Origin of the sequence: Microbacterium sp. NPDC056736 (assembly GCF_042790415.1) — a bacterium.
Lineage (GTDB): Bacteria > Actinomycetota > Actinomycetes > Actinomycetales > Microbacteriaceae > Microbacterium.
Map to the genome: position 1 here is coordinate 489,298 of NZ_JBHTZE010000001.1, position 14,892 is coordinate 504,189.

The following is a 14,892-nucleotide window of genomic DNA, read 5'->3' on the forward strand; positions in this document are numbered from 1 at the left end:
GGCGTCAGTTGTCGCCGTATCCCGTCTCGCCGAGCTCGGCCAGGATGCGGTTCAGATCCTGAATGCTCGCGAAATCGATGTTGATCTGGCCTTTCTTGGCGGTCAGCGAGATCTTGACGCGGGTGTTGAGGCGGTCACCGAGCCGCTCGGCGACGTCGTCGAGGTGCGCACGGCGGGAGCCGGCCTGAGGTTTCACCGCGCGCGTGGGGGAGGCATCCGGAAGCTTCGCGGCGGCCTCGGCGGCACGCACCGAGAGGTCCTCGTTCACGATCTTGTCGGCGAGACGCTGCATCGACGCCGGGTCCTCGAGCGAGAGGATGGCGCGCGCGTGGCCGGCGGTGAGGACACCGGCGGCGACCCGCTGCTGCACCGGCATCGGCAGCTTGAGCAGGCGGATCGTGTTGCTGATCTGAGGACGCGAACGCCCGATGCGGGTCGCCAGCTCCTCCTGGGTGATGCCGAAGTCCTCGAGCAGCTGCTGATACGCCGACGCCTCTTCGAGGGGGTTGAGCTCGGAGCGGTGCAGGTTCTCGAGGAGCGCGTCGCGCAGGAGGTGCTCGTCGGCCGTGTCGCGGACGATCGCGGGGATCGACGTCAGTCCCGCCTCGCGCGCGGCACGGGTGCGGCGCTCACCCATGATGAGCTCGTACTCGCCGTTTTCGTTGGTGCGCACGACGACGGGCTGGAGCACGCCGAACTCACGGACACTGTGGACGAGCTCGGCGAAGTGCTGGGGGTCGAAGTTGGTGCGGGGCTGGCGCGGGTTGGGAACGATCGCGTGCGGGTCGATGTGCGCGAGGCGTGCGCCCGGCACGTCGACCAGGTCTTCCTCGATCTCCTCGACCGCGACGGGCCGGGGGAAGAACACGTCCGCGGGGCGCTCCTCGACCTGCTCGTTGGTCGGGATCAGTGCACCGATTCCACGTCCGAGTCCCGTGCGCTTCGCAGCCATCAGGCGTCCTCTTCTTCCTCGTTCGAGGCGCTGTCGCGCCGGATGATCTCCACGGCCGCTTCACGGTACGCGATCGCGCCGGCGGACTGACCGTCGTAGGCGATGACGGTCTGACCGAAGCTCGGCGCCTCGGAGACGCGTACGGAGCGGGGGATGACGGTTTGCAGCACTTCGCGGGGGAAGTGCTGACGCACCTCGTCGGCGACCTGTTGGGCGAGGCGGGTGCGGCCGTCGTACATGGTGAGCATGATCGTCGACAGATGCAGCCGCGGGTTCAGGTGCTTCTGGATCATTCGCACGGTGCCGAGCAGCTGGCTGAGTCCCTCCAGCGCGTAGTACTCGCACTGGATCGGGATCAGCAGCTCGCCGGCGGCGGTGAAGGCGTTGATCGTGAGCAGTCCCAGCGACGGGGGGCAGTCGATGAGGATGAAGTCGAGGCGCTCCTGGAGGGTATCGAGGTACTCCTCGACGGCCGTGCGCAGCCGGTGCTCGCGGGCGACCTGCGAGACGAGCTCGATCTCTGCGCCGGCGAGATGGATGGTGCTCGGGGCGCACAGCAGGTTCGGCGACTCAGGGCTGACCTGCACGATGTCGGCGAGCGGGAACTCGTCGATCAGCACGTCGTACACGCTGGGCGTCTCAGCGGTGTGCGGAACGCCGAGAGCCGTGGAGGCGTTTCCTTGCGGATCGAGGTCGATCACGAGCACGCGTGCGCCTCGGTCGGCGAGTGCGGCGGCGAGATTGACGGTGGTCGTGGTCTTTCCCACGCCGCCCTTCTGGTTCGACACCGTCAGCACGCGGGTGCGGCCGGAGAGTTGGACGTCTGTTGCTTCCAGGACCTTCCGGCGAGCGGAGAGATCTGCGATTTCCCGGGCGATCGGTGAGTCGTCGAACGAGAAGGATGCCGGAGCTTCGGTCTCGTCGGGCTGTTTCACGTGAAACACTCTCCCTTTCGCGAGCCGGTGAACAACGCCTTCCACTCTATCCCGAGCCACCCCCGCCGCCTTCCGCGACGTCCCCTTCCTGCGCCTTCGCTCCCCGATGTTTCACGTGAAACACCGCCTTCGCCCGTCGAGCAGCGAGGACCGAGCGTATCGAGACCCACCCGCCCCCCGCCGGTCGAGTAGCGAGGAACGAGCGTATCGAGACCCCCGACCCCGGAATGGTGCAGACCATACCGAGACCGCCAGTCGAGTAGCGAGGAACGAGCGTATCGAGACCCTCAACTCTTCCCCCGCCGGTCGAGTAGCGAGGAACGAGCGTATCGAGACCCCCCGACCCCGGAATGGTGCAGACCATACCGAGACCGCCGGTCGAGTAGCGAGGAACGAGCGTATCGAGACCCCCGACCCCGGAATGGTGCAGACCATACCGAGACCGCCGGTCGAGTAGCGAGGAACGAGCGTATCGAGACCCCAACGCTACATCCCGCCGGTCGGCGCCTTCGGCACCACCCCGTCGCGGGCCACAAGCCACACCAACCGGAGGAATCAGCCGGCCGGGACCGTAGCCCTCTCAAGATCCGCGCCCGACCGGTCGAGCAGCGGAGGAACGCATCGAGACCGGAGCGGATCCCGTCCGCTCCGTGCGGCAACACGGCGCCGAGCTGGGCCCGCTGCATCTGCAGCGCGACCACGTGTGCCGAGACCTCCCGATCGGTCAGGGGGAGCGGGGATACCCAGCGCGTGGTCTCGATACGCTCGTACCTCGCTACTCGACCGGCGGGGTGGAAGATCGGAGTCGTGTTCTCGATCCCGATGTTTCACGTGAAACAACTCACACTCCGCATCCGCACTCAGCCTTCAGATGTGTCCACGAACCGCTTCTTGCTGAGCGCCGGCAGCGACTCCAGGTGCCCGGTGGCCAACGCGATGCGCTTGGCTCGGCTCCACCCCTTGCACCTGCTTCTCCCGTCGGTAGGCGTCGTCGACCCGATCGAACTGTTCGAAGTAGAGGAGATGCACAGGGAGACGCGTCTTGGTGTATTCAGCCCCTTCACCCTCGTTGTGCTGAGCGATTCGGTGCTCGAGGTTCAGGGTGCTCCCCACGTAGAGGGAGCCGTCGGTGCATTGGAGAATGTACATGTAGGCCATCGGGCTATCGTTGCGACTTGGCTCGAGACGACGGCTCGCGTCGTACGGGCTGTGGAGTCAACGCGGGCGGCTCCGTGCTGGGGAGGAGCGGCGACGCGGTCCAGGATGCCATCCGCCCCCGTCGCGAAGAGGCTGTCAGCTCTCCCACCACACCTTGCATCCCCCGGCGCTGAGCCAGCGCCGTCCCGTTGGGGATCAGTCGCGCACACGACGGCTTCCCCAAGAAGTCGGCGCGTTTCGAGTCGCGCCGGTCGCATGGTTGCCCGGACGCCGACTGAAGCACCGCGGCTATGTTTCACGTGAAACGGCCCGGTGGGCTGGCTCTCTCATTATTTGCCCACGTGAAGTGAGTACGTGGATGTTTCACGTGAAACGTCGCCGCACGTCGCCGCCATTCCCAGGCGGCATGGTTTGGGCGAGCAAGGGGCCCGAGGGTTTAGGGCGAAATCAGCCCGCAGGCGCGGCAGCCGCTCTGTGCAGAATCTCACGCGATCGACATTGACAGGCCACGGCCAGCCCCGAGTATGCGGTCTTCGAGTCGGTGACTGGCCGACGAACAGGTGGTGGTCTCGATACGCTCGTCCCTCGCTACTCGACCGGCGAGTGCAGGGTGTCGCAGCGCTGAAGCGAGCCGTACGCACGTTCTACCCGCCATGCGCGCGAACTCCTCCTCGGCCCACCGCGGACTGTGAACAGGTCTCGATACACTCGTGCCTCGATACTCGGCCGGCGAGTGCGGGGTAGGACTGAAGCTGCGGCACCACATCCGCTGAGACCGCGCGATGCGGACCGGAAGTGCATGGAGCTCGGCGGCGCAGAAGGCTCGGGCGCGGTGAGGTCCGAGTGCGGGACCGGAAGATCGGCACAGGTATCGATAGCGGGCCTCGGTGGTCGACGGGCGCGATCAGAAGGTTGTGCGGTCCGTGGCCAGTAGGTCTCGATACGCTCGTACGCGCTACTCGACCGGCAAGTGAACGGGGGCGACCCGGGTCTCGATACGCTCGTACCTCGCTACTCGACCGGCAAGTGAACGGGGGCGACCCGGGTCTCGATACGCTCAGGCCTCGCTACTCGACCGGCGAGGGCCGAACCCGGGTCTCGATACGCTCGTACCTCGCTACTCGACCGGCGAGGGCCGGACGCGGGTCTCGATACGCTCGTACCTCGCCACTCGACCGGCGGGGAATGAGAAGGCGGGGAGATGCGGTCGCCGGGGCGCGCTACGGGACGAGCGGCGCGGACCACGAGCGATGTTTCACGTGAAACGTACCGCGGAGATACGGTCAGCGGACGGTGGCTCGGATCACCCGGGAGGGTTCGGGGAGAAGGCCCTCGCCCACGATCTCGACGCGGGCGTTCGTCAGCCTGAACTTGCGGAGCTGTTTGTCAGCGGCCTCGATCTCGTTCGCGGCGCTCGTGCCCTTGAGGAGGATCAGTTCGCCACCGTTACGCACCAGGGGAGCGGTGATCGGCACCAGGGTGCGCAGCGCGCTGACCGCACGTGCGGTGACAGCGTCCAGCACCGGACCGCGCTTCCAGTCCTCCGCGCGAGCCCGTAGCACCTCAACGTTCTCGAGCTCCAGCGCCTCGACCTGCTCCGACAGCCACGCGACGCGGCGTTCCATCGGCTCGATCAGCACCCACTCCACGTCGGGGCGAGCGATCGCCAGCACCAGACCGGGCAACCCGGCGCCAGAGCCGACGTCGCCGACCCGCCCGTGGAACAGGGGAGCGATGACGGCGCTGTTGAGGATGTGCCTGGACCACAGGCGCGGCGGTTCGAGCGGACCGATGAGCCCGCGCTCCTCGCCGTGACGGCCGAGGGCCTCCGTGAAACGCCGCGCGACCTCGATCCGGTCGCCGAAGATCTCGGCAGCTGCGGCGGGCTCTTGCTCGATCTCGATCATGGTCACTCCGACAGGCCGGGCAGTGTTTCACGTGAAACGTCGGCGCTCAGCCGCGCCGGATCACGGTGTGACGATCGGCGCCCTCGCCGTACGACTCGGAGACGAAACCTCGCTCGGCGACGATGTCGTGGACCACCTTGCGCTCGTAGCTCGACATCGCCGGAAGCGAAGCCTGCGACGCGCCCTCGTCCAGTCGGGCGATCGCACGGTCGACGAGCGTGGCGAGCTCGTGCTGCCGCGCGTCGCGGGACCCGCCGACATCGAGGATCAGCCGCGAGAACCGCCCGGTGCGGCTCTGCACGGCGATCCGCGTCAACTCCTGAAGGGCCTGCACGGTGTCGGGTGCCGCGATGAGCGCCACCGAGCCGCCGGCGGGAGCCTCCACCGACACGTACGCCCGCCCGGCGCGGACGTCGAGATCCAGGTCGCCGTCGATGTCGGCGATGTCGAGCAGGCCCTCGATGAAGTCGGCGGCGATGTCGCCTTCCTCCTCGAGCTGGGCGACGGTCGCCGGAACGCGCTCGTCGCGAGCGTCGGTAGCGGCGAAGTCAGGAGACGTGGTCATGACGGGATTCCTCGGGGGAGCGGGTCGAAAGGGGACTCAGGATGCCGGACGCGGGCCGGGGGCACCGGCATCCGTCTCATCCGCCGGCTTGCCGCCGCCCGGCTTGGCACCCGGCTGCTTCTGCGCCTGCTTCTTCGCGCGCTGCTTGCTGACGGGCTGCTGACGCTTGGGCGCCGCGGCCTTGGCGCGCTCGGCCTCTTCGAACAGACGCTGCTGCTCGGCCTGGTACTTCTCCATCGGCACGACCTTGCCCGACGCGTCGATCGCCTTGCCCTTGCGAGCGAGGCGCTCCTCGCGCTCCTTGGCCGCGTCCGATCCGGGCGTGGGCATCTCACGGATGACCAGGAACTGCTGGCCCATCGTCCACAGGTTCGACACGAACCAGTAGATGACGACACCCAGCGGGAAGAAGACACCCGAGAAGACGAAGGCGAAGGGCAGGACGTACAGCATGATCTTCTGCATCTGGTACGCCTGGCCGGTCTTGGCCTCGGGAGACAGGTTCTTCGAGATGATCTGCAGCTGCGTGAAGAACTGCGAGACGATCATCAGCACGACGAGCGTGAGAAGGATGAGGATCGCGGGGGTGTTGCCGGTGTTGATCGCGTCGATGAGCGTCTCGTGCAGCGAGGCGACGCCGAAGAGCTTCGCGTTGTAGAACTCCGCGGTGAGCTCGGCGTTGAGCAGCCCGACACCGCCGACGCCGGCGTTGTAGTGGCGGGTCACGTCGTTGAGCACGCTGAACAACGCGAAGAACACCGGCATCTGCACGAGCAGCGGCAGGCACGAGGAGACGGGCGTGGTGCCGTGCTTCTTGTACAGCGCCATCGTCTCGCGGCTCATCGCCTCGCGGGAGAGCTGATCACGCTTGCCCTTGTACTTCTCCTGAACTTTTCGCAGTTCAGGAGCGATTTCCATCATCTTTCGCTGGCTCTTGATCTGCCGCACGAACAGCGGGATCATCGCCGAGCGGACGACGATCACGAGGCCGACGATCGACAGCACCCACGTGATGCCGTCTGCCGGCGGCAGACCGATCGCGGTGAACAGCCAGTGCCAGAAGACCAGCACGGCCTCGACCGCCCACTTCAGCGGCCACAGGATGATCCCGAACAGGTCGAATCCTCCGCCGGTCTGTTCGGGCGCGGGGGTGGAGGCCAGCAAGAGATCCATGCGGCGGATCAGTCCTTTCCGGTGGGGGCGGGCACGACGAACCCGTGAGGGGTCAGCGCGTGCCGGAAGTTCTTGTGCGGGGGCACGTCATCGACGCCGCCGGCCGCCCACGGGTGGCAGCGCGCGATGCGGGCGGCAGTCATGGCCGACCCGACGACCGCGCCGTGCTGCTGCACCGCGCCGACGGCGTACGCCGAACACGACGGGTAGTACTTGCAGACGTCGCCGTAGGTGTGCGAGATCGTGGCGCGGTAACCGTGGAGCAGCGCGAGGACCGCGTTGCGGGGGAGCAGCGGGATGCTGCGCAGGGAATCGGATGCCTCGAACCGGGCGTTTCCGAGTGCATAGGCCGGGAGCACGCTCATGCGGCGGCGCTCCGCGGGAGGCACTTCGTCACGTCGGTGCGCAGCTCGGCGAACGACGCCGACGCCGCACTCGGCAGGGCGCGGATCACGACGTCGCTTCCGGGCGCGACCGAGCCGAGGGACTCGAAGCACAGCGCCTTCAGCCGGCGCCGGACGGTGTTGCGCATCACGGCGCCGCCGACCTGGCGGCTGACGATGAAGCCGAACCGCGCCGGACCATCGGTCACGACGCGGCTGACATAGGTGACGGTGTGCGCTTCGGCACACCGACGACCCCTACGGACGACGGCCTTGTAATCCGCTCCGCGGGTGAGTCGGTTCGGCCTCGCGAGCACCGCTCGGCTCAGGCCGAGAGCTCGGTGCGCCCCTTGGCGCGACGAGCCGAAAGGATGCCGCGGCCGGCGCGCGTGCGCATGCGGGCGCGGAAGCCGTGCTTCTTGGCGCGGCGGCGGTTGTTGGGCTGGAAGGTGCGCTTGCTCATGAGGAACTACTTCCGATCAGGTGTCACCGGGACGCTCGAGACCGGGGACGTGTGTACAGGGGCGACTGCCACGGGGGCATAAGTCAACCGATCAAGGCTACGTCGAGACGCCCGAGAACTCAAACCGAGAGGGGAACGTGTCATTATGCCCCCGGTGACGGCGGGACCCTGGCACCGACACGCAGGCCGGATCTACAGTGGAGTTTGCTCACGGGACGCCCGCTGACTAGCGTGGCTCCGGCAGTTATCCACAGGCTCGGACCGACGTTTCCGCGGCATCGGGTGGAATCGTCAACAACCCGGGGGGGCCATGTCATCGCACGAAGTTCCAGATGTTCCTGTCTGGACCGCCGTCCTGGACGAACTCGTGCGAGACGATCGCATCACCCCGCAGCTGCATGGCTTCATCAGCCTGGCCGTGCCGCAGGGCGTCATGGGCGGCACCCTCTATCTCGACGTGCCGAACGACCTCACCGCGGCGCAGTTCACCAAGCGCATGCGGGCGCCGATCCTCGAGGCGCTGACCCGCGTGGCCGAGGACGTCCAGGACCCGGCGTCGAACTTCCGGGTCGTCGTCAATCCCGACCTCGCGGACGCGCACCTGACCGCGCCGATCCCGCTTCAGTCCAGCGTCGTCTCGCCGCCCGCCGCGCCGCAAGTGGGACGCCCACCGCTCGAGGAGCCGGCGGACGCGGCATCCACCTCCCGCAATGACACCCGGCTCAACCCGAAGTACACGTTCGACAACTTCGTCATCGGCCAATCCAACCGCTTCGCGCATGCCGCGGCGGTCGCGGTGGCCGAGGCTCCCGCGAAGGCGTACAACCCGCTCTTCATCTACGGGGACTCCGGACTGGGCAAGACGCACCTCCTGCACGCCATCGGCGACTACGCGCTCAGCCTCTATGCCGGAATCCGCGTGAGGTACGTGTCGAGCGAGGAGTTCACCAACGACTTCATCAACTCGATCGCCAACAACCGCGGCTCGGCGTTCCAGGCCCGGTACCGCGATGTCGACATCCTGCTGATCGACGACATCCAGTTCCTGCAGGGCCGCGCCGAGACGCAGGAGGCCTTCTTCCACACGTTCAACCAGCTGCACGACCACGACAAGCAGGTCGTGATCACGAGCGACGTCCCGCCGAAGCACCTGACCGGGTTCGAGGACCGCATGCGCAGCCGTTTCGAGTGGGGTCTCATCACCGACGTGCAGGCACCCGACCTCGAGACGCGCATCGCGATCCTCCGCAAGAAGGCGCAGTCCGAGCGGCTGCACATCCCCGACGAGGTGCTGGAGTACATCGCCACCGTCGTCTCCAGCAACATCCGCGAGCTCGAGGGCGCCCTGATCCGCGTGTCGGCGTTCGCGAGCCTCAACCGCTCCACGCTCGACATGTCGCTCGCCCAGACCGTGCTGCGGGACATCGTCGACCAGGACGACGCGAACGTGGTCTCGCCGACCGACATCATCACGGCGACCGCCGCGTACTTCAAGCTCACCGTCGACGACCTCTACGGCTCGAGCCGCTCGCAGCAGGTCGCGCAGGCCCGCCAGATCGCGATGTATCTGTGCCGTGAGCGCACGAGCCTGTCGCTGCCGAAGATCGGGCAGCTGTTCGGCAACCGCGACCACACCACCGTGATGTACGCCTACAAGAAGATCAGCGAGCTCATGAAGGAGCGCCGCTCGATCTACAACCAGGTCACGGAGATCACCGCTCAGCTCGGTCGGAACGGCCGCTGACGACCCCTCCCAGCCACGGAGCGGGCCCCCGATGCGCAGTCGGGGGCCCGCTTGCGCATATGCCGGAAGAAGTTCTTGACATCGGGGCCGAGGGAGCGCGATCATCCGGTTCTTCACAGTGTGGAAAACCTGTGGATAACTCTCGAAGCCTGCGGAAACGCCTGTGCACACCGGTGGGATGCCTGTGGATGAATGGGGGATGCCGGCGGCCGCGGCATCCGTCGTCCCGAAGTCCGTCCGCAGCCGCTCCACAACTCACACTCTTGTGGTTTCCGTGTGCCGACTGGCGAGTCGGACGTTCTCCACAGTTTCCACAGCCGTTAACACCATGACAAGAAATCTCTCTGATGAATCCCGTCCGATGACCTTCACTGTGGACAAGGGCTCGGACAGACCCGGACTGGCAATCGCCGGTGCTGGCACTAGCATGAGTACCCCGAGCCCGTAGCCTGCGGGTCCGCTGCAGAGGGAGCGTTCGTGAAGTTCCACGTCAATCGCGATGTGTTCAGCGAAGCCGTGTCGTTCGTCGTCAAGCTTCTGCCGCAGCGCAACCCCCAGCCGATCCTGGCGGGCGTGCTGATCGAGGCATCCGATGCGGGTCTCTCGCTCGCGGCATTCGACTACGAGGCCTCGGCACGCACGACCATCGAGGCCACCGTCGACGAGCCGGGCACGATCCTGGTGCACGGCCGCCTGCTGTCGGACATCGCCAGCCGCCTGCCGAACGCCCCCATCCAGATCGAGGTCGATCAGGACGGCGGCATCCTGCTGACATGCGGGTCGGCGCGCTTCACGCTCGCATCCATGCCGGTGCAGGAGTACCCCGCGATCCCGGAGGTCTCGGGCGACTCGGGTCTCGTGCCGTCGGAGGACTTCGCCACCGCGATCTCGCAGGTCGCCTTCGCGGCGTCCCGCGACGACGTCACCCCGGTGCTGACCGGTGTGCAGCTGGAGGTGTCGGGCACCAGCCTCAGCCTCGTCGCCACCGACCGCTACCGCGTCGCGCTGCGCGAAATCCCGTGGGACGGCGGCTCCACCGCGAGTGAGGAGGCGACGACGGCGCTCGTCCCCGCCCGCACGCTCACCGAGGTCGGCAAGACGTTCGCGCACGGCGGCGACATCTCGATCGCGTTCTCGGGGTCGGGCGACCGCGAGATCATCGCCTTCACCGCCGGCAACAAGACGGTGACCTCGCTGCTGATCAAGGGCAACTTCCCGCCGGTGCGGCGCCTCTTCCCCGAGCAGACCGATCACCACGCGGTGGTCAACACGGCCGAGCTCGCCGAGGCGGTGCGCCGCGTGTCGCTCGTGCTGGACCGTTCGGCCCCGCTGCGGTTCACGTTCACGGCCGACAGCGTGTCGATGGATGCCTCGGGCACCGAGCAGGCCCGTGCGACGGAGTCGGTCGACGCCACGCTGCAGGGCGGCGACGACGTGACGCTCGGCCTCAACCCCCAGTACCTGCTGGAGTCGCTCGGCGCGGTCAAGAGCGAGTTCGTCCGCATCACGTTCACGTCGAGCGAGAACGCGAACAAGCTCAGCCCCGTGCTGATCACGCCGCAGACCTCGGTCGACCGGGCAGGCTCGGACTCGTTCCGCTATCTGCTGCAGCCGAACCTGCTCCTGCGGTGACCCGGCGGCCGCCGGGCGGCCGGGGACCGGGCGTCGGCAGCGCTCACTAGGCTTGTCCGGTGATCGTGGAGCACCTGAGTCTGGTCGACTTCCGCAACTATGCGGCAGCCGACGTCGAGCTCGGGCCGGGTCCGAACGTCTTCGTCGGCCGCAACGGCCAGGGCAAGACGAACCTCGCCGAAGCGATCGGGTTCTTCGCGACGCTGGGCTCGCATCGCGTCTCGAACGACGCGCCCATGGTGCGCGATGGGGCGGATGCCGCGATCATCCGCGCCCGGCTGGCTCACGGCGACCGGCGCGTGCAGCTGGAGGCGCAGATCAACCGGCAGGGCTCCAACAAGGCTCGGGTCAACGGCTCGACGGTGAAGCCGGCCGAGCTCCCGCGCTACGCGCAGGTCGTGCTGTTCGCGCCCGAGGATCTGCAGATCGTCCGCGGCGACCCGTCAGCTCGGCGTCGTTTCGCCGACCAGCTCCTCGTGCAGCGCGCGCCGCGCATGGCCGGCGTGATCTCGGACTACGAGCGGGTCCTCAAGCAGCGCACGGCGCTGCTCAAGTCCGCCAGGGCGCGCGGAATCCGCGGCGACGCCCTGTCCACGCTGGACGTGTGGGACGACAAGCTCGTCTCCCTCGGCACTCAGCTGATCGCCGCGCGGCTGGCGCTGGCCGCCGACCTCGCCACGCCCCTCGCGGCCGCGTACACCGCGATCGCCGGCGCCGACCACAACCCCGAGATCGAATGGGCGCTGTCGGTCGCGGGCGCCGACACGGGTGAGGACGCCGACGGATCGCCCGCACCGGCGTCGGGCGCGTCCGGCGCAGGACCGGCTCCGGATGCCTCTACCGCACGCATCGCAGAGCTCTTCCGGCTGGCGCTCTCGGCCCGGCGAACGTCCGAGCTCGAGCGCGGGCTCACGCTCGTCGGCCCGCATCGCGACGACCTGCTGCTGCGGATCCGCGGCCTGCCGGTGAAGGGCTACGCGTCGCACGGCGAGTCGTGGTCGGTGGCGCTGTCGCTGCGCCTCGCCTCGGCCGAGCTCCTGCGAGCGGACTCGCAGCTCGGCGACCCGGTGCTCATCCTCGACGACGTGTTCGCCGAGCTCGACGCCGATCGCCGCGCGCGTCTGGCCCACCTGGCCGCCGGATACGAGCAGGTCGTCGTCACCGCGGCCGTCGAAGGAGACGTCCCCGAGAACCTCCGCGCCCGGATGGTGCGCGTGGAGGCGGGACGGATCATCGGGCGCGTGGACGAGGAGCGGGCCGATGCCTGACCCGTCGACGGGCCCGGAATCCGGCGCGGGGGCCGACCGCGCGGCGCTGCCCGAGACCATCGCGACCTACCTGCGCCTGCGCGGCCTCGAGCCGTCGGCGCGTTCGTACCGCAAGCGCCGCCGGCGCACCGAGGACGACGAGAACCTGCCGTTCGCTCCCGGCCGCGACCCGCGCGGAGTGGGCGACGTGCTCTCCGATCTCACGCGCGAAGCGGGGTGGGATGCCCAGCTCGCCCGTGAGGACGTGGTGCGCGCCTGGGCCGAGGTCGCCGGTGAGGACACCGCTCGGCACACCCGCCCGGTCGCATTCTCGGGGGGAACGCTGACGGTCCAGGCGGACTCGACGGCGTGGGCGAAGCAGCTCCAGCTGATGCGCGCGCACATCCTCTCGGAGATCGTCCGGCGGTTCCCCGAGGCCGGGGTCGACGCAGTCCGCTTCATCGGGCCGGACGTCCCCTCCTGGAAATGGGGTCCCAGAACGATTCCAGGGCGGGGTCCGCGCGATACCTACGGCTGAACCACGTCAGGAGCCGTCCGGAAGGATTTCATGCGCTCATACGGGCGTAGAGCGTCGTGATCGAGGCGTTACCCGATAGACTGTCGGGGTCCCCTCCGAAGGATTTGGAGCCATCGCGAAGATGACGTCTGACAACCCCGACAACGTTTCCGAGGAACCCGAAACGCCCGACCGGGCTCCCAGCGAATACGGGGCAGATGCCATCCAGGTCCTGGAGGGCCTCGAAGCCGTCCGCAAGCGACCCGGCATGTACATCGGGTCCACCGGCGAACGCGGTCTGCACCACCTGGTCTACGAGATCGTCGACAACTCGGTCGACGAGGCGCTCGCCGGCTACTGCGACGCGATCAGCGTCACGATCCTCGAGGACGGCGCCGTCCGCGTCATCGACAACGGCCGCGGCATCCCGGTCGGCATGCACCGCACCGAGGGCAAGTCGACCGTCGAGGTGGTCCTCACCGTCCTCCACGCCGGCGGCAAGTTCGGCGGCGGCGGCTACGCGGTCTCGGGCGGCCTCCACGGCGTGGGCTCCTCCGTCGTCAACGCGCTGTCGACCCGCCTCGAGGTCGAGGTCAGGCGCGAGGGCCACGTGTGGCGGCAGTCGTACCGCGACGGCGGGCAGCCGCAGGCGCCGCTGGAGAGAGGCGAGGAGAGCACCGAGACCGGGACGATCATCACGTTCTGGCCCGACCCCGGCATCTTCGACACCGTCGAGTTCGACTACGACACGCTGCGCACGCGCTTCCAGCAGATGGCGTTCCTCAACAAGGGACTGCGGATCAGCCTGCGCGACGAGCGGCCGCAGGCGCTCATGCCCGACGACGACCCGGCCGACGGAATGAGTGAGCCGCAGCCCCGCCACGACGACTTCCTCTACGAGCGAGGTCTCGTGGACTACGTGGAGCACCTCAACAAGGTGCGCCACGCGGACGTCGTCAACGACGAGATCATCGAGGTCGAGTCCGAGGACACCGTGCGCCACATCTCGATCGAGCTGGCCATGCAGTGGACGACGAGCTACACCGAGAACGTGTTCACCTTCGCCAACACGATCAACACGCACGAGGGCGGAACCCACGAGGAGGGGTTCCGCGCCGCCCTCACGACGCTGGTCAACCGATACGCCCGCGGGCAGAACATGCTCAAGGAGAAGGACGAGAACCTCACCGGCGAGGACATCCGCGAGGGGCTCACGGCCGTCATCTCGGTGAAGCTCTCCGAGCCGCAGTTCGAAGGGCAGACCAAGACGAAGCTCGGCAACACCGAGGCGAAGGCGTTCGTCCAGAAGGTCGTCGGCGACAAGCTCGGCGACTGGTTCGACCGCAACCCGACGCAGGCCAAGAACGTCATCCGCAAGGCGATCGACGCGGCCTCCGCCCGCCTCGCCGCACGCAAGGCGCGCGAGACCGCCCGCCGCAAGAGCGTGTTCGAGTCGGCCGCGATGCCCGACAAGCTCAAGGACTGCACCAGCAAGGACCCGTCGATCAGTGAGATCTTCCTCGTCGAGGGGGACTCGGCGGGCGGCTCGGCGGTGCAGGGCCGCGACCCGCACACGCAGGCGATCCTGGCGCTGCGCGGCAAGATCCTCAACGTCGAGCGCGCCCGCCTCGACAAGGCGCTGTCCAACAAAGAGGTCCAGGCGATGATCCAGGCCTTCGGCACGGGCATCGGCGAGGACTTCGACATCGGCAAGGCGCGGTATCACAAGATCGTGCTGATGGCGGATGCCGACGTCGACGGCCAGCACATCACCACGCTGCTGCTGACGCTGCTGTTCCGGTACATGCGCGGACTCATCGAGGCCGGCTTCGTCTACCTCGCCATGCCCCCGCTGTACCGCCTGAAGTGGTCGAACTCCGCGCACGAGTACGTGTACTCCGACAAGGAGCGCGACGCGCTGCTGGAGGACGGACTGGCAGGCGGCAAGCGGATCCCCAAGGATTCCGGCATCCAGCGCTACAAGGGCCTCGGTGAGATGAACGCCAAGGAGCTGTGGGAGACGACGATGGACCACCGCACGCGGACGCTCCGCCAGGTGACCATCGACGACGCGGCGGCCGCCGACGAGATCTTCTCGGTGCTGATGGGCGAGGACGTCGAATCCCGCCGCACGTTCATCCAGCGCAACGCCAAGGACGTCCGCTTCCTCGACATCTGAGCCGCGGACAGGTCCACGCACCGGTTCACGGAGAACA

14 protein-coding genes are annotated in these 14,892 nt (G+C 67.9%); 5 read left to right on the forward strand and 9 right to left on the reverse strand.

Annotation, left to right across the window (positions count from 1 at the left end; genetic code table 11):
* Positions 1–4: 4 nt before the first annotated feature.
* From ACFRAL_RS02250 to rpmH, 9 genes are all read right to left on the reverse strand, one after another.
* On the reverse strand, positions 5–952 hold the full coding sequence (locus ACFRAL_RS02250) for a ParB/RepB/Spo0J family partition protein (protein WP_336394016.1): 948 nt from the start codon (positions 950–952) through the stop codon (positions 5–7).
* The gene (locus tag ACFRAL_RS02255) at positions 952–1,887 is read right to left on the reverse strand and encodes a ParA family protein (protein WP_378879288.1); all 936 of its coding nucleotides are present in this window, start codon (positions 1,885–1,887) and stop codon (positions 952–954) included. The genes ACFRAL_RS02250 and ACFRAL_RS02255 overlap by 1 nt, the downstream gene beginning before the upstream one ends.
* Before the next feature lie 867 nt (positions 1,888–2,754).
* Entirely contained in the window at positions 2,755–3,045 is a 291-nt protein-coding gene (locus ACFRAL_RS02260; RefSeq protein ID WP_378879291.1) for a GIY-YIG nuclease family protein, read from the reverse strand.
* 1,283 nt (positions 3,046–4,328) lie between these two features.
* Complete coding sequence (rsmG, locus tag ACFRAL_RS02265) at positions 4,329–4,952, reverse strand: 16S rRNA (guanine(527)-N(7))-methyltransferase RsmG (protein WP_378879294.1); 624 nt, start codon at positions 4,950–4,952, stop codon at positions 4,329–4,331.
* A 46-nt stretch (positions 4,953–4,998) separates the two neighbouring features.
* Complete coding sequence (locus ACFRAL_RS02270; protein ID WP_378879297.1) at positions 4,999–5,517, reverse strand: protein jag; 519 nt, start codon at positions 5,515–5,517, stop codon at positions 4,999–5,001.
* 36 nt (positions 5,518–5,553) lie between these two features.
* A complete protein-coding gene (gene yidC / locus ACFRAL_RS02275) occupies positions 5,554–6,690 on the reverse strand; it encodes a membrane protein insertase YidC (RefSeq protein ID WP_378879300.1) in 1,137 nt (378 codons plus the stop codon).
* Between the two features lie 8 nt (positions 6,691–6,698).
* Complete coding sequence (gene yidD / locus ACFRAL_RS02280; RefSeq protein ID WP_378879303.1) at positions 6,699–7,055, reverse strand: membrane protein insertion efficiency factor YidD; 357 nt, start codon at positions 7,053–7,055, stop codon at positions 6,699–6,701.
* Positions 7,052–7,390: a ribonuclease P protein component gene (rnpA, locus tag ACFRAL_RS02285; protein ID WP_378879306.1), complete on the reverse strand. Its 339-nt coding sequence runs from the start codon at positions 7,388–7,390 to the stop codon at positions 7,052–7,054. Before rnpA ends, yidD begins: the two co-directional genes overlap by 4 nt.
* Before the next feature lie 8 nt (positions 7,391–7,398).
* Positions 7,399–7,536, reverse strand: coding sequence for a 50S ribosomal protein L34 (gene rpmH, locus ACFRAL_RS02290; RefSeq protein WP_055952712.1), 138 nt, complete (start codon positions 7,534–7,536; stop codon positions 7,399–7,401).
* Positions 7,537–7,846: 310 nt separating this feature from the next.
* Here rpmH and dnaA point away from each other — a divergent pair, with 310 nt between their 5' ends.
* The 5 genes from dnaA (at position 7,847) to gyrB (ending at position 14,855) form a co-directional block, all read left to right on the forward strand.
* A complete protein-coding gene (gene dnaA, locus ACFRAL_RS02295) occupies positions 7,847–9,280 on the forward strand; it encodes a chromosomal replication initiator protein DnaA (RefSeq protein WP_336394009.1) in 1,434 nt (477 codons plus the stop codon).
* 477 nt (positions 9,281–9,757) lie between these two features.
* Positions 9,758–10,912 carry a DNA polymerase III subunit beta gene (gene dnaN / locus ACFRAL_RS02300; protein ID WP_336394008.1) on the forward strand — a complete coding sequence of 385 codons (1,155 nt, stop codon included), beginning with the start codon at positions 9,758–9,760 and terminating at the stop codon, positions 10,910–10,912.
* Positions 10,913–10,971: 59 nt separating this feature from the next.
* Positions 10,972–12,180, forward strand: coding sequence for a DNA replication/repair protein RecF (gene recF, locus ACFRAL_RS02305; protein ID WP_336394007.1), 1,209 nt, complete (start codon positions 10,972–10,974; stop codon positions 12,178–12,180).
* Positions 12,173–12,697, forward strand: a complete 525-nt coding sequence (locus tag ACFRAL_RS02310; RefSeq protein ID WP_336394006.1) for a DciA family protein — start codon at positions 12,173–12,175, stop codon at positions 12,695–12,697. The genes recF and ACFRAL_RS02310 overlap by 8 nt, the downstream gene beginning before the upstream one ends.
* Before the next feature lie 121 nt (positions 12,698–12,818).
* Positions 12,819–14,855: a DNA topoisomerase (ATP-hydrolyzing) subunit B gene (gene gyrB, locus ACFRAL_RS02315; RefSeq protein ID WP_336394005.1), complete on the forward strand. Its 2,037-nt coding sequence runs from the start codon at positions 12,819–12,821 to the stop codon at positions 14,853–14,855.
* Positions 14,856–14,892 lie beyond the last annotated feature (37 nt).